Genomic DNA, 19,591 nt, shown 5'->3' on the forward strand with positions numbered 1-19,591 from the left:
AAATCTATGAAAATCGGCATTATTGGTGCAATGGAAGAAGAAGTTACGCTGCTGCGTGACAAAATTGAGAACCGTCAGACTCTCTCCCTCGGTGGCTGTGAGATCTACACCGGCCAGTTGAACGGTGTTGACGTGGCTCTGCTGAAATCAGGCATCGGTAAAGTTGCAGCGGCACTGGGCGCGACCCTGCTGCTTGAGCGCTGCAAGCCTGACGTTATCATTAATACGGGTTCTGCGGGCGGTCTGGCGCCGACGCTGAAAGTGGGCGATATCGTGGTTTCCGACGAAGCGCGTTATCACGATGCAGATGTCACCGCATTCGGCTACGAATATGGTCAGCTTCCGGGCTGCCCGGCCGGGTTTAAAGCGGATGATCAGCTGATTGCCGCCGCTGAAAGCTGCATTAACGAGCTGAACCTCAATGCGGTGCGTGGCCTGATCGTCAGCGGCGATGCCTTTATCAACGGCTCTGTCGGTCTGGCGAAAATCCGTCATAACTTCCCGCAGGCTGTGGCCGTGGAGATGGAAGCCACGGCCATCGCGCACGTATGCCATAACTTCAGCGTGCCGTTCGTGGTCGTTCGCGCGATCTCTGACGTGGCGGACCAGCAGTCCCACATCAGCTTCGACGAATTCCTGGCCGTTGCGGCCAAACAGTCCACCGTGATGGTGGAAACCCTGGTGCAGAAACTGGCGCGTGGGTAAGGTGTCATTCAGGGCGCTGGTCGCCCTGCTTCTGCTCGCTCCGGCCTGGCTCATCGCCGCGCCGCGGGTGATCACTCTCTCCCCTGCCAATACGGAACTGGCGTTTGCCGCCGGGATCACGCCCGTTGCGGTGAGCAGCTTTTCCGATTATCCACCGCAGGCCGCCCATATCGAACAGGTTGCCACCTGGCAGGGAATGAACCTGGAACGCATCGTGGCGCTAAAGCCCGATCTGGTCCTCGCCTGGCGCGGCGGTAATGCCGAACGGCAGGTGAACCAGCTCTCTTCGCTGGGAATAACGGTAAAATGGGTGGACGCGGTGAGCATCGAACAGGTGGCGCAAACCCTCCGTGACCTCGCGCCCTTCAGCCCTACCCCCCAACGCGCCGGGCAGGCTGCACAGCAGATGCTCAACGACTATGCCGCGCTAAAAGCCCGATACGGCACGCAACCGAAACAACGCGTTTTTCTGCAAGTTGGCAGCCAGCCGCTGTTCACTACCGGGAAAGGCTCGATCCAGAACCAGGTGCTTGAAACCTGTGGAGGTGAAAATATCTTTGCCGAAAGCCGGGTTCCCTGGCCCCAGGTCAGTCGTGAGCAGGTTCTTGCGCGACAACCGCAGGCCATTGTGGTGGTCGGAAATGCGAGCGAGATTCCTAAAATAGAACAATTCTGGCATCGGCAGCTTAAAATTCCGGTTATCGCACTCAACAGCGACTGGTTTGAACGCGCCAGCCCGCGTATTATCCTCGCCGCAAAACAACTCTGCGCCGAACTGGCAGAGAGTCACTCAAACAGATAAATATACCCCCTTCGAGGATTTAACGATGCTCGTGTATTGGCTGGATATTCTTGGCACAGCCGTTTTTGCTATCTCCGGCGTTTTGCTTGCCGGAAAACTGCGCATGGACCCTTTTGGCGTACTGGTACTCGGCGTTGTTACGGCGGTGGGAGGCGGAACGATCCGCGATATGGCGCTGGCAAATGGCCCGGTATTTTGGGTAAAAGATCCCACGGATCTGGTGGTGGCGATGGTCACCTGCCTGTTAACCATCGTGCTGGTTCGTCAGCCTCGCAGACTGCCAAAATGGATATTGCCGGTACTGGATGCCGTCGGTCTGGCGGTCTTTGTGGGAATAGGCGTGAATAAAGCCTTTATTGCCGGGACTGGCCCGCTGGTGGCGATCTGTATGGGCGTGTTAACCGGCGTGGGTGGAGGGATTATTCGCGACATACTGGCGCGAGAAGTCCCGATGATCCTGCGAACGGAAATCTACGCGACGGCCTGTATCATCGGGGGGATTGTTCACGCCACGGCGTATTACACCTTTGCTGTCCCGCTGGAGAATGCGGCGATGCTGGGGATGGTGGTCACGCTGGTGATCCGTTTAGCGGCGATACGCTGGCACCTGAAGCTGCCGACGTTTGCGCTGGATGAAAATTCAAGATAGGCGTCGTTTATAAGCCCGGTAGCGCTTCGCTTACCGGGCCTACAATCTGCGTTCAGGCTTAAATACTGAACGAAGAACCACACCCGCAGGTGCTGGTCGCATTCGGGTTAGTCACCACAAAGCGCGAACCTTCCAGACCTTCAGTGTAGTCCACTGAACCGCCCACCAGATATTGCAGGCTCATCGGGTCAACCACCAGCGCGACGCCCTGTTTCTCGATAGTCATATCACCATCGTTAACCTGATCGTCAAAGGTAAAACCATACTGGAAGCCACTACAGCCGCCGCCGGTAATATAAACACGCAGTTTCAGATCCGGATTGTCCTCGTCGGCAATCAGGGTTTTCACTTTTTTCGCTGCTGCTTCGGTAAATTCCAGCGGCAACGCTACGTCATCACTCATCTTATGCTCCCATGAATACTGCGACTGCTATTGGGCAAAAATCACCCAATTCTTTTTGTCATTATCTAATACCCTGGTAATTCATTCAAGTATTCTGCTTCAGGGCCTGTTCAGCTTCCTGTTTCGCCAGGGTACGGGCAAGAATGGTGGAGTATAGCGGTTTTCCACCCAGGAATTGGGCTAATAGTGTCGCGCCGAGACAGGTAATGATCATTGGCAAAATGAGCTGGTAATTGTCGGTCATTTCCAGCACCAGTACGATCCCGGTCAGCGGCGCGCGCAGGGAGGCCGCCAGCAGCGCCCCCATTCCCGCAACCGCAAACGTCCCCGCATCCAGATGGTAGGCCGGGAAACCTGCCGCCGCCGCCATCCCGAACGCCGTACCCAGCAGCGTCCCCAGTGCCAGCATCGGAGCAAAAATGCCGCCCGGGGCGCCAGAGGAGAAGCACAATACCGTGGTGATGACGCGTGAAATAAACATAAACAGCAGCAGGCCTACGCTGAAATTCCCCGCCGCGGCAATGGGAATCAGGCCGAAACCGCCGCCCGCCGCATTCGGTTCGATGAAACCGAGGATCCCGCACACGCCGCCAAGCAGGCCTCCCACCAGCACCCATTTCGTGGTATTTCCGCCATGGATGCGCTGAAACATATCCTGCGCCCGTAAAATCAGGGTGTTAAAAAGCGGGCCGACGACGCCAAAAATCATCCCAAGAACCAGATACAGCCATAAAGTATTGACCGGCGCATTGGTCAGCTTGCCAACTTCAATCACCGCTCCTTCGCCGTTAAAGACGCGAAAGACAATGCTCGACATAATCACGCCGGTAAACACCGCTTTAATGGAGATCAGGTTGTAGCGGAACTGGGCGCGCATCTCTTCAATGATAAACAGGATACCCGCCAGCGGCGCGTTAAACGCCGCAGACAGCCCCGCTGCGGCCCCCGTCGCCAGCAGCGTATGCCGTGCTTCGGCGCTGCGCATACGGAACAGATCGCCGACCATGCGCCCGACGTTACCGCCCAGCTGTACCGTTGGCCCTTCCCGACCGAGCACCATGCCCGCCCCGAGGGTTCCCATCCCGCCGATAAATTTCACAGGAAGCACCCGCCACCAGCGAACCGGGCGTAGCTCCTCCAGCGCCCCCTCAATTTCAGGGATCCCCGAGCCACCTGCTTCAGGTGCGAATTTACGCACCAGAAAATACCCCACCATGGCAAACAGCGCCGAAAGGCCAAATGCCCACACCCAGACCAGCCATTCCCGATCGGCAAAGCTGGCGACGGTACCTATGCGCCAGTTGAGCACCGCGTTGACCGCTTTCTCGAATGCGACCCCCACCAGCCCGGCCAGCGTACCGACCACGGCGGCTGCCAGCAGAATGGCTAACGGGGTTTTGTCACGGTTGAGCAGCCGCCGGATACTGACCCGGTGCTTCGCGCGCGTAAACTGTTGTTGTTCAAAAGAAGGTGTGTTCTCGTTCATTACCTGTTCTGTTTCGTCATACAAAAGGCCGCAGGGATTCTACCAGAGACAATCCCCTCGTCCCCTGAAAAATACTTAACAATTGTTAAGCCTTCTGAGGGGCAAAAATTTTATAACCTCTTCCGAATCACTTAGAATAGTTGCCTTAACTTATTTCTACGAACCAGGAACGACGCCATGAGCAAGTCTGAAAACCTCTACAGCGCAGCCCGCGAGCTTATCCCAGGCGGCGTGAATTCACCCGTGCGCGCCTTTACCGGCGTGGGTGGCACCCCGCTGTTTATCGAACGTGCGGATGGGGCATATCTGTATGATGTGGATGGTAAAGCCTATGTCGATTACGTCGGCTCCTGGGGCCCGATGGTACTGGGGCACAACCACCCGGCGATCCGCAACGCGGTGATTGAAGCCGCTCAGCGCGGCCTGAGCTTCGGCGCGCCAACCGAGATGGAAGTCAAAATGGCGGAGTTGGTCACCGAGCTGGTGCCAACGATGGACATGGTGCGTATGGTGAACTCCGGTACCGAAGCGACCATGAGCGCTATTCGTCTGGCGCGCGGTTTTACCGGTCGTGACAAGATCATCAAGTTCGAAGGTTGTTATCACGGCCACGCCGACTGCCTGCTGGTAAAAGCCGGTTCCGGCGCGCTGACGCTCGGTCAACCGAACTCCCCGGGGGTGCCGGCTGATTTCGCGAAACACACGCTGACCTGCACCTATAACGATCTGAACACCGTTCGCGCCGCGTTCGAGCAGTATCCGCAGGAGATCGCCTGCATCATCGTTGAACCGGTGGCGGGCAACATGAACTGTATTCCACCGCAGCCGGATTTCCTGCCGGGCCTGCGCGCACTGTGCGATGAGTTCGGCGCGTTGCTGATCATCGACGAAGTGATGACCGGTTTCCGCGTCGCGCTGGCGGGGGCGCAGTCATACTACGGCGTAGAGCCGGATCTGACCTGCCTCGGCAAAATCATTGGCGGCGGCATGCCTGTCGGCGCGTTTGGCGGCCGTAAGGACGTGATGGACTCACTGGCGCCAACCGGTCCTGTTTACCAGGCAGGTACGCTCTCCGGTAACCCGATTGCGATGGCTGCGGGCTTTGCCTGTCTGACCGAAGTGGCGCAGCCGGGTATCCACGAAACCCTGACGGACCGGACGACGCAGCTGGCAAACGGCCTGCTGGAAGCCGCAGAAGACGCGGGTATTCCGCTGGTGGTAAACCACGTCGGGGGGATGTTCGGGATTTTCTTCACCGATGCGAAAACCGTGACCTGCTATCAGGACGTGGTGAAATGCGACGTGGAACGCTTCAAACGCTTCTTCCATCTGATGCTGGAAGAAGGCGTGTATCTTGCGCCGTCAGCGTTTGAAGCGGGCTTTATGTCCGTGGCGCACAGCGAAGAAGATATCAATAACACCATCGACGCAGCGCGTAAGGTGTTTGCGAAGCTCTAAGGGCATTGCCGGGTGGCGCTAACGCTTACCCGGCCTACGATGTTCTCCATCTTCCCTTGGGAGAGGGAGCAAACACGAAAACGGCAATCTAAGGATTGCCGTTTACTTTTATTACCGACTTTGCTTTCTCAACAGATATATAAAGTACGGCGCGCCGATAAAGGTCGACAGCAGGCCCGCCGGGATCTGATACGGGAACAGCACCATCCTTCCGCACCAGTCAGCAAAGACCAGGATCGCTCCGCCCGTCAGCGCAGAGATCACGATATGCGGCAAAGTCCTGCGGAAGCCCATCATACGGGCGATATGCGGCGCCATTAATCCGACAAAACTGAGCGGGCCGATAGTCATGGTGGCCGTCGCCGTCAGGCACGCGGCCAGCAGCAACAGGGCGATACGCGTTGGCGTCAGCGCCACCCCGACCGCGCGGGCGGTATCCCCACCCAGCGGCAGAATGGTCATCCAGCGACGGCACAGCGGCACAATCGCCAGCAGTACGATCATCACAATCCCGGTATGCACCACCTGACTGCCGGTAGCGTTGTACGTTGAACCGGAAATCCAGGTCAGGATCTGCGCCATGCGCGGATCGCCGCTCGCCTGCAACATCATCAGCAGCATAGTAAACGCGGTGCTGAGCGCCATCCCGGCCAGCAGCATGCGGTGAGGTGAGAACCCCCCTCGCCCGGAGGCGATCAGGATAATCATCAGCGTGACTGCCGCGCCGATACTCCCGGCAGGCATCAGCCAGCCGAACGCATTTCCCGGCACGAGGAACAACATTAACACTACGCCAAACGCGGCCCCGGAGCTGATCCCTAATACTTCCGGGCTTGCCATCGGGTTGCCGGTGAGACGCTGGATAATACAGCCCGCCACCGCCAGCATGACGCCCGCAATCAGCGCGGAGAAGATCCGCGGCCAGCGCCACTGCATGAGTTCATGCAGCAAATCCCCCGTCGCCCAGTGCCAGCCCGTGGCGTCGCGTCCCAGCGAGAGTGCGGCAAACGAGGCGATAACCAGCACCGCTAGCCCGGCAAGGCTGAACCACACCACCGACTGACGTTCGGCATGTACTTTATCGCCGGCATCCATTGCCGGGGCGCTAATGCTGCGCAGGCGCGGCAACAGCCACAGCAGCAGCGGCGCGCCGATCAGGGCCGTCACCGAGCCCGTGGAAACTTCCATCCAGACGCGCGTCAGCCAGAGAATGAGTTGATCGGAAAGCCAGAGGATCAGCGCGCCAATCAGCGGAGCCAGCATCAGACGCGCCAGCAGACGGCGCGCGCCGAGCATTTTTGCCAGCAATGGCGCAAACAGGCCGATAAACCCGATGATGCCGACGGCGTTAACCAGTAACGCGCTCAGCACAATCGCCAGGGTCAGGGCCGCCAGACGCGCCAGCGACAGCGCCAGCCCCAGATTGCGCGCCACGCCGTCATCGAGGCCCATCAACGTCAGCGGACGCAGCAGCAGCAGCGTCAGCACCACGCCGCCGAACAGCTGCGGCCACAGGCGCTGGACGATACTCCAGTCGGTCTGGGTGAGCGTGCCGGTACTCCACATAAACATGCTTTGCAGCTGGTCGTGGTGAAACAGCACCAGCAGCTGGTTGATCGCCCCACAGTAGAGGCTGACGACCAGCCCAGCGAGGATCAGCGTGACCGGCGAGAGACGTTTTCCCCAGGCCACGCCAAAGACCAGCGCACCGACCACACATGCGCCTGCCAGCGCGGCAAACTGCGAGGTTAACGCTCCCGGCAGGGTCCAGAGAGTGGTGATGGTGATCCCCAGCTGAGCCCCCGTCGCCACGCCCAGCGTGGTCGGCTCTGCCAGCGGGTTACGCAGCACCTGCTGAAACAGTACGCCCACCAGTCCCAGTCCCGCCCCGACCAGCAGGGAGATAGCCAGACGCGGCAGCAGGCTGTAGTGGAACAGCATTTGCTGAATATTATCGATATCCGGTGCGGCAAACGCGGCTGCCCATTGATCGCGCGGTAACGCCGTGCTCAGGTTAAAGCCGGTTAACATCAGGGCAGCCAGAAAAATGAGCGCTAACAGTAACATCGGGAAACGGGCCATACGCGTGCTCATGCCTTGCCTCCCAGTGCATTGTCCAGCACGCGGGCAAAATGCATTGCCGACAGCGTCGCGCCGTAGAACCATACCGCTGGCGCGCGCATGAAGCGCTGCTCGCGGACGAACGGCATTGCCTGCCAGAGCGGGGTCGCCATCAGGGTTTGCATCTCGCGCTCGTTCCCGTGATCGAAGCACAGCACGTCCACATCACGAAACGCCGCCAGACGGTCAATACCCACGGCGGTACTGCCCCAGAATGTCATCTCGCCTTCCCAGGCATTGCGAATGCCAAAGCTGTCGAGCACTTCCTGGAACAGACAGTTATTTCCAAAGACCAGCATATGGCGGGCATCCAGCAGGGTTACCATCAGCAAAGGCCGATCGCCACGGTGGGCAAAGCGCGGCTTGAGGGAATCAATCAGCGCATCAAATTCATCGAGATGTTTTTTCGCCTGAGCCTCACGGTTGAGGAACTGCGCCATCTCGTGGATGGAATTTTTTGCCATGGTCAGCGGCTTTTTGCCGTCGCTAAAGGAAAAGCCCCGTCCGGGCGCAATCTTCGCCATGGTCTCTTCCGACGGGCCATACCCCGCAGACCAGAATAAATAAGACGGTTTCATCTGGGTGAGAAGCTCAAGGTTCGGCTCCGTACGCAGGCCAATGTCGATGACGGAGTCCGGCAGTTTTGGCTCATTCACCCACAGGGTGTAGTTGGGAATATCGGCCACGCCGTAAGGCGTCACGCCAAGCGCCATCATCAGTTCGACGGGCAACCACTCCAGCGCCACGATGCGGTGCGGATCGATAGAGGCAGCGCGGGCCGGACCCATCTTTAACAGCAGCGGTGAGAGCGCCATGGCCGTCAGCAGGCGACGGCGGCTAATGAATGTTGGATCCAGCATCAGTAGACAAAGCTCACGGGTGCAGCACCGGCCGGGTGAGGCAGGATGCCCATAGGAATACCGTAGATATGTTCCAGCGTTTCGCTGCGCATCAGTTCGGCAGGCGTACCCTGAGCGATCATTTCACCGCCGCGCAGCGCTACCAGGTAGTCGCAATAGCGTGCCGCCATGTTGATATCATGCAGAACGGCAATCACCGTCAGGCCGCGCTGCTGACTTAAGCGATGCACCAGCGCCAGGACGTCAACCTGATGCGCAATGTCCAGCGCCGACGTGGGTTCGTCGAGCAGCAGGCAGCGGCTGTCCTGCGCCACCAGCATCGCGATCCATGCGCGCTGACGCTCGCCACCGGACAGGCTATCCACCAGACGGTGCGCCAGCGGTTTTAACCCAACCAGCGCGATCGCCTCTTCCACTTTCTCTCTGTCAGCGACGCCAAAACGCCCGAGCGCACCGTGCCACGGATAACGTCCAATCGCCACCAGCTCGCGCACCGTCATCCCCTCCGCCTGCGGCAACTGCTGCGGCAGATAGGCCACTTTGCGGGCAAAGGCCTTACTGCTCCAGCTCGCCAGCGGCTGGTCATCCAGCAAAATGTCGCCCCCGGACGGCGGCTGATGACGGCCCAGCATCTTCAGCAGCGTCGATTTACCGGAACCATTGTGCCCGATTAAACCGGTCACTTTACCTGCGGGAAACGTCAAAGAGAGCGGATGCAGCAAGGTGCGCCCGGGTACGCGAAAGGAGAGATTGTTAAGCGTGAAGGTGGAGTCGGATTGCGTTTTATTATCCTGCATGTCAGCCAACTTAAATAAAAAGGGCACGGCGAACCGTGCCCATAAAGAGGTTAGAAGCGGAAGGTCGCGGTGGCAACAACCTGGCGTTCAGCACCCCAGAAGCAGCCATAGGTGTTAAAGCAGCTGGCAACATACTCACGGTCGAACAAGTTGTTCACGTGAAGCGCAATGTTGGAACCTGCCATGCCCACGCGCGCCAGGTCGTATCTGACCAGGGCATCGACCAGGGTGTAGCTCCCCACGGTGAAGGAGTTCGCCGGGTCACCTTTACTGGAGCCGGTATATCGGACACCTGTACCCAGCGTCAGGCCAGACAGCGGGCCATCAAACATGGTGTAATCACCCCAGACGGATGCCATGTGCTTAGGCACCTGGGCTGGCGTGTTGCCTTTGTAGTTGGTATCAGTGGTGTATTCCGCATCAGTGTAGGTATAGGAACCCACAACGTTCACGCTCGCAGACAGTGCCGCTTTCGCTTCCAGTTCAACACCACGCGCACGGATTTCGCCGCCTTCAACCGAGAAGAATGAACCCGCAGGGTCAGCCATCAGGTTGTTGGTTTTGGTTAGCTGATACACCGCACCAGTAATGACGATAGGACGATCGTTCGGCACATATTTCACGCCCGCTTCGTACTGCTTGCCTTTAGACGGTGCAAAGACGTTGCCGTTCGCTCCGGTCTGAGAAGCCGGTTCAAACGACTCGCTATAGCTAAAGTACGGTGTAATACCGTTATCAAACAGGTAGTTAACACCGCCACGCCAGGTGAACTGAGTGTCATCACGCTCGGAGGTGGTGTTCAACACTCGGTTGTATGATTCCTGATCGGCCCAGTCATAACGACCGCCCAGCGTCACCAGGACTTTATCCCACTCGATCTGATCCTGGGCATAAATACCGGTCTGCTTTTGTTTGTTCAGTACCTGATAAGCGCCTGACGGTCCAGGATGAGAACCGAAATCGAAGTCACTACGATCGAGGTTATAGATATCAGATGGTGCAACGGAGCCGGCATAGCCGAACCACGAGTCAATGTCATTACGCATGCGCATGAAATCAACGCCAGTTAGCAGAGTATGCTCGACAGAACCCGTCGCGAACTTGCTCTGCAACTGCGTGTCAACAGTGAAGTTTTCCAGCTTCTCGTTATCAATTACATACTGGCGAGTCAGCGTATGCCCCCACTGCGACTGAGGAACGCTCGCGCAAGGGCTGGATGCAGGATTACTCGAATAGAGCGGATCGGAACACATACCGTAGCCGTAAACGCTGTTTTGCGAGGTTTTGTTCTGCGCATAACGCAGGTTCTGGCGCACGGTAAAGGTATCGTTAAATTCGTGGTCGAAGCTGTATCCCACCATTTTCTGGTTACGGGAATAAGTATTATTCTTCGCGCCTTCGTTGAAGTTAGTTGGCAGACGATCGCCGTTCGGCAGCGGATCAACCGTTCCCTCTTTTGGCAGCCAGCCGTAGTAGCCCGTTTCAGGCTCGTTCTGGAAGTAAGAGAGGAACGTGAAAGTGGTTTTATCATCCGGACGCCATGAGAACGATGGTGCGATGGCATAACGCTGCTCGCCTTTATCCTCCTGCTGCGAATTGTTCGAACGCGCAACGCCCGTCAGACGGTACGAGTAAACGCCATCATCGTCGATTGCATCGCTAAAATCAAAGCCGGTCTGGAACAGGCTATCGGTACCCACTTTGAACTGGATCTCTTTCAGCGGCTCGGTTGTTGGGCGCTTACTCACCATGTTCAGCAGGCCGCCAGGGCTGCTTTTTCCGTACAGAACGGAAACCGGACCACGCATGATTTCAGCGCGCTCCAGCATATAAGGATCAATCACCGCGTCGTTATAGAAGTTGCCCTGCATCTTCATACCGTCGAGGTAGTTATTCTGGCTCTGACCATCGGCAGCAAAACCACGAATCACCAGATAGTCATAGGTGTTGGACGCTCCGCGCGTGCCTACCGCAACGCCCGGGGTGTAGCTCAGAGCTTCTTTCACCGAGCGAGGCTGATGCAGCGCCATCTCTTCGGCCGTTACCACAGAAATTGACTGTGGCACTTTCTGTATAGGGGTGTCAGTTTTTGTCCCGGTTGCGGATTGCCTTGCAGCAATCGTCGCCGCAGGCCCCCAGGCACTCTCCTGCGCAGCCGGTGCGGCAGTAACAGTAATGGTTTCTTCTTTTTTCGGGGTTTCGGCGGCATGAGCATATGCAGACATGCCGGCAACCGCTGTGGCTACGACGACCGCGATTTTACGCAGCGACGTGTTAATTGGCTGAGCAGTATTGGAAAGCGCCATGATGGATCTCTGATGGAAAAGTGAATGATAACGTAAACGAGAATTATTATTATGACCGCAGAATAATATGCGAAACGTTGGCTGCATAGCAAGCAGTATGCGGCCCTACAAGATTTAAGGGTTTAAGAATTAACCAGATGAAAATAGAGGGTTAATGAAGTTAGCGGAATGATCGCTAAAGCCCGCCGAAACGGGCCGGAGGGCTTAACGATAAAAGAGTTCGAAAGTCGCGACGGCGTCGACTTTCCCGGCTTTAACCTCTCCCGTTTTGATGTAACGGGCTTTGAGTGGGATCTCAACCGGGACGTTGTCCTGGCTACGGGTTATTGCCGTGTAGCTCTGGTCGAACTGTAACACCGCATCGTTCTTGTCGAGGATTTGAATGCCTACGCCGCTTGCAGCGTTGTCTCCGGTAGCAATGTTGAGGATATTGCCATCCGTTACGCCAGTCGACCCTGCACTGGTGAACTGATAATCAATTTTTGTCCCGGCGGCGCAGTCCGTAATATCAATCCTGAAACGACTGTCGGTCAGGATGTCAGAATACTGACCGTTAAAATCGTGCGCATTGACCGTTTCCAGCGGCACGTAGATGTTTTTATCCGCCAGGTTACAGGTGTTTGTCGTAATGTGCACACTGGTTGGTGAAAAGCGAATTTCGCCTATCACGTCGTTATCGTAAGTTTCATGTGAGGTTAACAGGGACGTATTAAGATCGCCCTCTTCGACTTCACCAATAACGATCAACTGAGCGGTAGCCCGGAAATTGTAATTCGTTGAAAAGCTTCTGATCGTGCCAAGATAAGTTTCCGGCCTGATAATGTCTTCTTCGGTATAGCTAGGGAACTGGGTTGTAGACGCTGCAACGCGAATGCCAATCCCGGCCACGTTGGTTTTATACACTCCGGGTAAAACATCTTCACGTGCATCAGCATCACTCAATGAGAGATAGCCTCTACGTACCCGAACGGAATCACCATCACATCTTTGCGCAATTTCACCTGATTCCACGCTGGCGTCATAAATAATGGTACCGACCTGAACGTCTGGCTCAAGCTGGATGACAGCGGGAATGTTGAAGGTAACAATTCCCCCGCTACTTCCGCCTCCCGTAAATGTACAAGTTGCGAATGCCGGAGCTGAAAACAGCATGATTAGGCCAGCCATTGCGCTGATGAATAGTTCTTTGCTACGCCTCATTGGCAATTTACCGTCATTTTCAAAATAGTTGCTGAGCGCCCGGGAGGGAGATCCCCCGCCCACGCACACCGTTGATCGCGCCCGTCACCCCACTGCACATTCAGGGAAACCGCTTCATGCAGACCGGTAAGCCAGACTTCTCCTTCATCACCGACGATAGCCGTTGCACTTTCCTGCGTGACAATGGCGCCGAAAGGTACCGGCTTGCCGTGGAAAAGCAGCGTGATAAGCGCACGCTTCCCCACTCGTGCATCAAAATTCGCTGAGATGGCCGCGCCTTTTGTTGGGACAACATCCTGGGTAGCGGCGGCAATTTCAATATCTTCACGATCCTGGGTGTTGACCGTAATACCGTTTTTCCGGTAGGCCGTCAGGGAAGGGACAATCGCGTTACCAAAGCGATCGGTGTAGATCCCTCGCCCGTTCTGTACTTTGACGTTATCGCCATCTTTGATATGGACAATGGCAAAGGCGTCGCGGACGGATTGCCCCAGGGTTACTCCATGTTCATGCGCAACAATTGAACCCTGCGCGCTGTAGTTCCACTGTCGGTTATCGCCCCCGTAGTTATACCCCAGCCCGACATCACCGGCAGATCCCCGGTAGCGCCCGGATACACTGCCACCATAGCCAGTATCGTGACTGGCATAGGTCTGCTGGAGGTTATAGCTGAGGTTATTGTTCTCAAGTGCCGTGCCGCCGATCCCTACCTGATGCGAAACGAATCCACCGCTGGCAGTGTTGGCGCTGTAAGTTGACCATGCGTTCGCTAGCCAGCGTGAAAGAGGTACGTTGACCATCAACGCCATTTGCCGATCGGTATTGGCGTCCGGCGTACGCGTCAGGCTGTAGCTTACCGACCAGGTTATACCGCGCCAGCCGGAGCTTAGCCCCGCACTGACGCTGCGCTCGTGTCCCGCCATGTTCCAGTAATCCTGCTGATAGCCATTAAGGTAAGCCGATCCCCAGTCCGAAACGCGTTGGGAAAGATTAACCTGCATGCGGCTGCGCCGATTATTGGTTCGCCGATAGGTATAAATCCCATCGTCAATCTCGCTGTCACGCTGGTCGACAGCTTCCTGAAAGGTATAAAACCCTGAGGTGGAATAACGGTAGCTGGCAAGCGTCACGGTGGTATCTGTATCCGGAATATCCCTGGAATACTGCGCACGCCATGACATCCCGCGGGCATCATCTCGTCCATCATCAAAAGCCGTACGGGCGGCGGTCACATCCACGGATGCCGATCCGAAACGGCCAAGATCGGCCCCTGTTCCCGCCAGCATAGCCTGATACGACGATGCAACGAGCGCGCCGGCGTATGTTGTTACGCCATAAGGCAGGCCGTAAATGACCGTCCCTTGCAGAAAAGGGGGCTCGTCCTCACCTTCATTACCGCGATAACGCCCTGCTGCCAGCGAATATTTAAATGCCCCTTCCCGCTGTAGCACCGGTACCGATGCGCTGGCCTGGATGAAGCTGTGTTCGCTGCCGTCGGCCTCTTCCACCGTCACCTCCAGATCCGCGCCGGATGTGACCTGGCTTAAATCGCGGATCTCAAATGGCCCCGGAGAGACGTTGCTTTGATAAATGGTGTAGCCGTTTTGCCTGATGGTGACCTTTGCATCGCTATTTGCGATACCACGCACCACGGGGGCAAACCCCTGCTGGCTGGTGGGCAGCATGGAAGTATCCGTTTCCAGCTTCACGCCGGTCATTTGGACGCTGTCGAAAAGCTCGCCGTTAGTGTACGTCTGGCCTATCTCAAGCTGGCTTTGCAGGGTTTTGATATCACGTTGCAGCGTACTGGCGATTGCATCCCAACCGGCGTTGTCACTCCAGGTGCTGTTGTTACGCAACCGCCACGCCCCGAGGTTGATCCCCGACTCCAGGCCAAGCCATGCAGATGACGTTTCACCAGTACGGTAGTGCTGCTGAGAGCCGCTAAACTGGTAGCTTGTCCAGGCGGCGGGAGCACCGTCATCCCAAAATTTAGGCTCGATAGCCCCGGCCGCAGCCTGATCGCGGTATTTTTGCGGGATCACCAGCTTGAGGGTCTGATTATCCTGGTCGTAATCGTAGCGGGCATTATCAATAAAATGGGAGATGTCATCGATTATCACCGCATCATCCAGATCTTTCATGTCCGGGATCGTGTCGACTTTTACCCCTAATGCACGCAGATCCGCTTTGGTCAGCTCCGGTAACAGGCGCTGCTTATCGTCAGACAAGATCCAACTCACCGTGCGTTTATCCAGAACATCCCGATCCCACATAATGGTCGTCAGAAAGTTTCCGGGCAGTAAGCCATTATCATTGATGAAATTTTTTAGCGTTGAGGTGTTTTCCAGCGGAGTGTCCATCTCGAGGATCCGCAGGTTAAATTCGTCATCTGCACTCACAGGCTGGATCATCGCGAGCAGCGCTAACGCGATTCCCTTCAGAACCTGTTTGTAGAGTGGAGATGACGACATAGGGTACCAGCATTGTGTGTTTAAAGAGCCTGCTTGCGCTGGGAGGTTTGCGCGCCGAAATCGCTAATAGCAGTCCACGTCACGGGCCCGTTTGCAGATTGAGGCACAGAAAAATATTGCTCGCTGAAAGGTGCGACCATCATTGAAATTGCCCCCGGCGTGGTTTTTGTGTCAGTCACAGGGACACTTTTCCCGCCCACGGCCAGCTCGCCAAAGGAGACGTAAAACGGCGTTGGGTTTTTCGCAATGAGCCTGTTACCCTGGCGGCGGAAGGTGATTTTTTCATAGGCCTGAAGGGCATCGGCTTCTTTCAAATCAGCAGGGCGCCAGAACAGCTTCAGACGCGTTTTCATCGCGAATTGCAGCGTATTCTTGTCTTTTAAGTCAGGTGATAACGCCGAGACGGATTTCACATTCGCCAGAAATAAAGATTCGCGATCTGCGGGCAGATTTTTTTTATCGCCGGTAAAAATGATGTGCAAAAGGGTCTGACGATTTTCCTGTAATTTATAGACAGGCGGCGTAATGATGAAAGGTGCTTTTGCATCGTTGGGGTAACTCACCCAGCTTTGCACCAGATATCGAGTATGAGGGTCTTTATTTTTGAGTGCTATTTGTACTTCGGATTTATTCGATGGATAAATAATTCGCGTGCCACCGAGAACCACACTTGCCTGTACTGAACAGCAAGAGATAATCAAACATCCACCTAACAATTTTAATAAATAATTCATACTACGTTCCAGAAGGCAGCCCTTTCAGGCTGCCAAAATAGATTTAGCGATAAACAACCTCGAACGTTGCAGATGAGGAGTAGTGACCTGCTGTTGGTTTGTTATCACCAACCTGAATAACTTTCGCGGTGTAATTAAAGACAGATGCTGTGGCGCCAGTGGCATCGTTCGCAACATCGGTACCGGCTTCCGGTTCTGATCCGTTGAAAACCACGTCCCCCTTAGTCCCATTTTCATTACTGACAATGATGCCAACGTTGGTCGCATTGCCAGCGCCGGAAAGATCGTTCTTCAGGCGCTTGTATTCCGCATCCGTTGTGGTGCCGCTGAACTTGAGGTTCAGTTTGGCAACCAGCGGATCACATTTTTTCACTTCAATCTTAAAGGCCTTCGACGTCCCGACCTGACCGTCAGTACCAAAATCAGAAGGATAAGTATCTGCAAATGTGACGGTGGAAGTATTGGACCCCGAGCCATCAACATCAATTTCACAGGTATCCGCCACAATTTTTCCGGCGAAATTTACCGTACCAGAATCATTCGCTGCAAATACCGGCAGAGAAAGTGCAGCCATAAACGTGCTGGCCAGCACCGTTGAAACAACATATTTACTCATAACAATATCCTTATATGTGATGATGAAGATATCCATTCTTGATATATACAAAAATGTTGGGAAGTCCTCTAAGGAATATCCTGTGAGGTCAGTAAATTTCTGGGGAGGATTTAATCAGATTATTCTTCATCACGTCTAGATCGCAAAATGATAATGCCCGAATAATCGGACACAACTTTCTGTTTTAGATGAAAAAAAGCAAAAATTAATAATTCTACATTTTAAATTTAATAATTTTAAATATAAATGAATGTAAACATAAAAAAAGGCCGCTTAACCATTAAGCGGCCTTTTATTCAGGAAACTAATTAGTTTCCGCCAAACATGTCCTTGATCCAGCCGGCGACACCGTCGCTGTCTTTCTTCTCATTCTGCTGCTGCGGCTGTTGCTGCTGCGGCTGCTGGGGTTGAGAAGACTGATCGAACGGGTTACCTGTCGGTTCTTCTGGCTGACTTTGCTGACACAGCGCATCCGGGTTAGTCGTCCAGACCGGCAGCGTACGCATCCCGCCACCGCAAATAAAGTTGCCCGATGCGTCCACGCCCATATCAACGATATCTTCCGGGGCAACCAGGTTCAGCGGCACCGGAGACTGGTTGGCCAGGTAGCGCTGGTAAATCGACATCGCACCGCTCGCGCCATACAGTTTGGTCGGCTGGTTGTTATCGCGCCCCACCCAGGTGATGACCACTTCACGACCATCAATACCGGCGAACCAGGTATCGACGTTGTTGTTGGTGGTCCCGGTTTTACCCGCCAGATGCAGGCCCGGATACTTCGCTCCCAGCTGACGGCCTGTACCGCGCTGGACAACCTGCTGCATGGTCCACAGCGTCATATAGGCCGCCTGCGCCGGAACTGCACGTTCTGCCTGCGGGAAGCTCTGATACAGCACGGAGCCATCTTCGGCAATCACCGAACGCAGAGCGGAAAGCGGAGCACGGTTACCGCCGCTGGCGATGGTCTGGAACGCCTGCGCCACTTCGATTGGCGTCAGGTTAAGCGCCCCCAGAATCATCGCTGGCACCGGGTGCAGCTGATCTTTCGGTACCCCCAGCTTCTGCCAGGTGTCGGTAATGGCCGGCAGGCCCAGCGCCATTCCGAGGTTAACCGTTGGCACGTTCATCGAGCGGGTTAACGCATCCACCAGCATGACCTGGCCGCTGAACTGTCTGTCATCGTTCTGCGGTGACCAAACCTGGCCGTTAGGCTGGCGCAGGGAAATTGGCGCATCGGCAATCCAGGTATTCAGGCGATAAAGATTCGGCTGGCTCAGCGCGGTCAGATAGGTCGCCGGTTTTGCCAGTGAACCAATTGAACGACGCGCCTGCATGGCACGGTTATAGCCCGCAAACTGCGGCTCAGCACCGCCCACCATGGCACGAACTTCGCCGGTGTTACGGTCAACCACTACCATCGCGGTTTCCAGATCGCTCAGCTTACGCTGCTTTTTCAGCGCCGGAATACCTTCTACCGCCGCTTTTTCTGCGGCGTCCTGTGCCACGGAGTCAAAGGTGGTAAAGATCTTCACGCCGGAGAGATCTTTCACTTTATCCCCGAGCTTAGACTGCAACTCCTGACGCACCATCTGCATAAAGGCAGGCTGCGGAGAGATCACCCCACCGCGCGGCTGAACGCCCAGCGGACGCGCGCTCAGCATGTCGTACAGCTCCTGGTCAATCACCTGCTGTTGTTGCAGCAGACGCAGCACCAGGTTACGTCGCTCCAGCGCCAGTTTCGGGTTACGCCACGGGTTGTAGATCGACGCGCCTTTCACCATGCCCACCAGCAGCGCCTGCTGGTCAAGGCTCAGCTCTTCTACCGGACGACCAAAGTAGTACAGGCTCGCCAGCGGGAAGCCGCGGATCTCGTTGTCACCGCTCTGACCGAGGTACACCTCGTTCATGTACAGCTCAAGAATACGATCCTTGCTGTAGCGCGCATCCATCAGCACGGCCATGTACGCTTCGTTGGCTTTACGCCAGTAAGAGCGCTCGCTGGAGAGGAACAGGTTTTTCACCAGCTGCTGGGTCAGGGTACTTGCCCCCTGCACCGTACGCCCGGCAGTCAGGTTCGCCAGTACCGCACGACCAATGGAGTAAAGGCTAATACCGTCGTGCTCGTAGAAGTGGCGGTCTTCGGTTGCCAGCAGGGTATCTACCAGCAGATCCGGGAAGCCATTACGCGCCACGAACAGGCGCTGTTCGCCGTTTGCGGACGACAGCATGGTGATGAGACGCGGATCGAGACGGAAGAAACCGAACTGGCGATCGTTATCCATGTTCTCAATGGTTTCCAGACGATCGCCGTCAAAGGTCAGACGCGCGCGCACCTGCCCTTCTTTACTGTCCGGGAAGTCGAACGGACGGCGGATCATCTCAATGCTTTTCGCCTGGACGGTAAATTCACCCGGACGGGTCATTTTCGTGACCTGACGATACTGCGTGGCTTGCAGCAGCTTCACCATCTCGTTCTTGCTGATGGACATGTCCGGCTCAAGGTTCACCATGCGACCGTACACTGCCGCAGGCAATTGCCAGACTTTCCCGTCGATACGGCTGCGGATCTTCTGATCCAGATAAACGCCGTAAATCGCGATCAGGACAACAAAAACAATGAACAGCTTCAGCAGCAACCAGAACCAGCCGCGCTTACCACGAGGCTTACGCCCTTTGCCTTTCCCTTTACGTGGCATCGGTTCTTCATCCTCATAATCGTCTTCATAGTCATCGTCATACTCCTCATCTCTGAGGCGACGACGGCTTACCTTTTCTTTCGCCGGACGCGTCGGCTTTCCCTTACGTCCTATTGGCTCGCGGTCATTCCCCGCCATGCTTTTTCTCCGCAACATTCAGGCGCAAAGGCCAGATTTTCTTATCTTGCACAGGTCAGTGAAAGAAGAAATCTCTCAAAGTTTGTTTCTCCCTTTCCCCGTGGGAGAGGGCCGGGGTGAGGGCATCAGGCCGCACTCCCCTTTTC

The 19,591-nt window shown here is 55.8% G+C and carries 15 protein-coding genes; 4 read left to right on the forward strand and 11 right to left on the reverse strand.

What is annotated here, in order from left to right; all coding sequences use genetic code 11:
* The first annotated feature begins 6 nt into the window (after window positions 1-6).
* From mtnN to SK54_RS19365, 3 genes are read left to right on the forward strand one after another with little or no spacing between them, the layout of a single operon-like run.
* Window positions 7-705 (forward strand): 5'-methylthioadenosine/S-adenosylhomocysteine nucleosidase, encoded by a 699-nt coding sequence (gene mtnN / locus SK54_RS19355; RefSeq protein WP_033486484.1) that lies wholly within the window; start codon window positions 7-9, stop codon window positions 703-705.
* Window positions 698-1,507, forward strand: a complete 810-nt coding sequence (btuF, locus tag SK54_RS19360; protein WP_040117233.1) for a vitamin B12 ABC transporter substrate-binding protein BtuF — start codon at window positions 698-700, stop codon at window positions 1,505-1,507. Before mtnN ends, btuF begins: the two co-directional genes overlap by 8 nt.
* 25 nt (window positions 1,508-1,532) lie before the next feature.
* Entirely contained in the window at window positions 1,533-2,156 is a 624-nt protein-coding gene (locus tag SK54_RS19365; RefSeq protein WP_003856227.1) for a TRIC cation channel family protein, read from the forward strand.
* Window positions 2,157-2,214: 58 nt separating this feature from the next.
* Here the strand turns inward: SK54_RS19365 and erpA are convergent, their stop codons facing one another.
* Both erpA and clcA read right to left on the reverse strand, forming a co-directional pair.
* Entirely contained in the window at window positions 2,215-2,559 is a 345-nt protein-coding gene (erpA, locus tag SK54_RS19370; protein WP_003856230.1) for an iron-sulfur cluster insertion protein ErpA, read from the reverse strand.
* Window positions 2,560-2,644: 85 nt separating this feature from the next.
* Complete coding sequence (gene clcA / locus SK54_RS19375; RefSeq protein ID WP_017383743.1) at window positions 2,645-4,045, reverse strand: H(+)/Cl(-) exchange transporter ClcA; 1,401 nt, start codon at window positions 4,043-4,045, stop codon at window positions 2,645-2,647.
* Window positions 4,046-4,222: 177 nt separating this feature from the next.
* Here clcA and hemL point away from each other — a divergent pair, with 177 nt between their 5' ends.
* Entirely contained in the window at window positions 4,223-5,503 is a 1,281-nt protein-coding gene (gene hemL, locus SK54_RS19380) for a glutamate-1-semialdehyde 2,1-aminomutase (RefSeq protein ID WP_032647302.1), read from the forward strand.
* A 111-nt stretch (window positions 5,504-5,614) separates the two neighbouring features.
* Here the strand turns inward: hemL and fhuB are convergent, their stop codons facing one another.
* From fhuB to mrcB, 9 genes are all read right to left on the reverse strand, one after another.
* Entirely contained in the window at window positions 5,615-7,597 is a 1,983-nt protein-coding gene (fhuB, locus tag SK54_RS19385) for a Fe(3+)-hydroxamate ABC transporter permease FhuB (protein ID WP_048247800.1), read from the reverse strand.
* A complete protein-coding gene (gene fhuD / locus SK54_RS19390; protein WP_048247802.1) occupies window positions 7,594-8,484 on the reverse strand; it encodes a Fe(3+)-hydroxamate ABC transporter substrate-binding protein FhuD in 891 nt (296 codons plus the stop codon). The genes fhuB and fhuD overlap by 4 nt, the downstream gene beginning before the upstream one ends.
* Window positions 8,484-9,281, reverse strand: a complete 798-nt coding sequence (gene fhuC, locus SK54_RS19395; RefSeq protein WP_032652619.1) for a Fe3+-hydroxamate ABC transporter ATP-binding protein FhuC — start codon at window positions 9,279-9,281, stop codon at window positions 8,484-8,486. Before fhuC ends, fhuD begins: the two co-directional genes overlap by 1 nt.
* 50 nt (window positions 9,282-9,331) lie before the next feature.
* On the reverse strand, window positions 9,332-11,587 hold the full coding sequence (gene fhuA / locus SK54_RS19400; RefSeq protein WP_033486478.1) for a ferrichrome porin FhuA: 2,256 nt from the start codon (window positions 11,585-11,587) through the stop codon (window positions 9,332-9,334).
* Between the two features lie 204 nt (window positions 11,588-11,791).
* Window positions 11,792-12,739 (reverse strand): fimbrial protein, encoded by a 948-nt coding sequence (locus tag SK54_RS19405; RefSeq protein WP_223826492.1) that lies wholly within the window; start codon window positions 12,737-12,739, stop codon window positions 11,792-11,794.
* A gap of 44 nt (window positions 12,740-12,783) precedes the next feature.
* Window positions 12,784-15,261, reverse strand: a complete 2,478-nt coding sequence (locus tag SK54_RS19410; RefSeq protein ID WP_048247804.1) for a fimbria/pilus outer membrane usher protein — start codon at window positions 15,259-15,261, stop codon at window positions 12,784-12,786.
* Between the two features lie 20 nt (window positions 15,262-15,281).
* Window positions 15,282-15,995: a fimbrial biogenesis chaperone gene (locus SK54_RS19415; RefSeq protein WP_032682231.1), complete on the reverse strand. Its 714-nt coding sequence runs from the start codon at window positions 15,993-15,995 to the stop codon at window positions 15,282-15,284.
* 43 nt (window positions 15,996-16,038) lie between these two features.
* Complete coding sequence (locus SK54_RS19420; RefSeq protein ID WP_017383750.1) at window positions 16,039-16,647, reverse strand: fimbrial protein; 609 nt, start codon at window positions 16,645-16,647, stop codon at window positions 16,039-16,041.
* Window positions 16,648-16,919: 272 nt separating this feature from the next.
* Window positions 16,920-19,445 carry a bifunctional glycosyl transferase/transpeptidase gene (gene mrcB / locus SK54_RS19425; protein WP_015572709.1) on the reverse strand — a complete coding sequence of 842 codons (2,526 nt, stop codon included), beginning with the start codon at window positions 19,443-19,445 and terminating at the stop codon, window positions 16,920-16,922.
* Between the last annotated feature and the right edge of the window lie 146 nt (window positions 19,446-19,591).

The organism is Enterobacter sp. MGH120, assembly GCF_001037725.1.
In the GTDB taxonomy this organism is placed as follows: domain Bacteria; phylum Pseudomonadota; class Gammaproteobacteria; order Enterobacterales; family Enterobacteriaceae; genus Enterobacter; species Enterobacter hormaechei_C.

Excerpts from the sequence above, each read along its gene's own strand:
- mtnN (WP_033486484.1), top strand. The coding sequence starts at position 7 with ATGAAAATCGGCATTATTGGTGCAATGGAAGAAGAAGTTACGCTGCTG.
- SK54_RS19365 (WP_003856227.1), top strand. The coding sequence starts at position 1,533 with ATGCTCGTGTATTGGCTGGATATTCTTGGCACAGCCGTTTTTGCTATC.
- erpA (WP_003856230.1), bottom strand. The coding sequence starts at position 2,559 with ATGAGTGATGACGTAGCGTTGCCGCTGGAATTTACCGAAGCAGCAGCG.
- clcA (WP_017383743.1), bottom strand. The coding sequence starts at position 4,045 with ATGAACGAGAACACACCTTCTTTTGAACAACAACAGTTTACGCGCGCG.
- hemL (WP_032647302.1), top strand. The coding sequence starts at position 4,223 with ATGAGCAAGTCTGAAAACCTCTACAGCGCAGCCCGCGAGCTTATCCCA.
- fhuB (WP_048247800.1), bottom strand. The coding sequence starts at position 7,597 with ATGAGCACGCGTATGGCCCGTTTCCCGATGTTACTGTTAGCGCTCATT.
- fhuD (WP_048247802.1), bottom strand. The coding sequence starts at position 8,484 with ATGCTGGATCCAACATTCATTAGCCGCCGTCGCCTGCTGACGGCCATG.
- fhuC (WP_032652619.1), bottom strand. The coding sequence starts at position 9,281 with ATGCAGGATAATAAAACGCAATCCGACTCCACCTTCACGCTTAACAAT.
- fhuA (WP_033486478.1), bottom strand. The coding sequence starts at position 11,587 with ATGGCGCTTTCCAATACTGCTCAGCCAATTAACACGTCGCTGCGTAAA.
- SK54_RS19405 (WP_223826492.1), bottom strand. The coding sequence starts at position 12,739 with ATGCTGTTTTCAGCTCCGGCATTCGCAACTTGTACATTTACGGGAGGC.
- SK54_RS19410 (WP_048247804.1), bottom strand. The coding sequence starts at position 15,261 with ATGTCGTCATCTCCACTCTACAAACAGGTTCTGAAGGGAATCGCGTTA.
- SK54_RS19415 (WP_032682231.1), bottom strand. The coding sequence starts at position 15,995 with ATGAATTATTTATTAAAATTGTTAGGTGGATGTTTGATTATCTCTTGC.
- SK54_RS19420 (WP_017383750.1), bottom strand. The coding sequence starts at position 16,647 with ATGGATATCTTCATCATCACATATAAGGATATTGTTATGAGTAAATAT.
- mrcB (WP_015572709.1), bottom strand. The coding sequence starts at position 19,445 with ATGGCGGGGAATGACCGCGAGCCAATAGGACGTAAGGGAAAGCCGACG.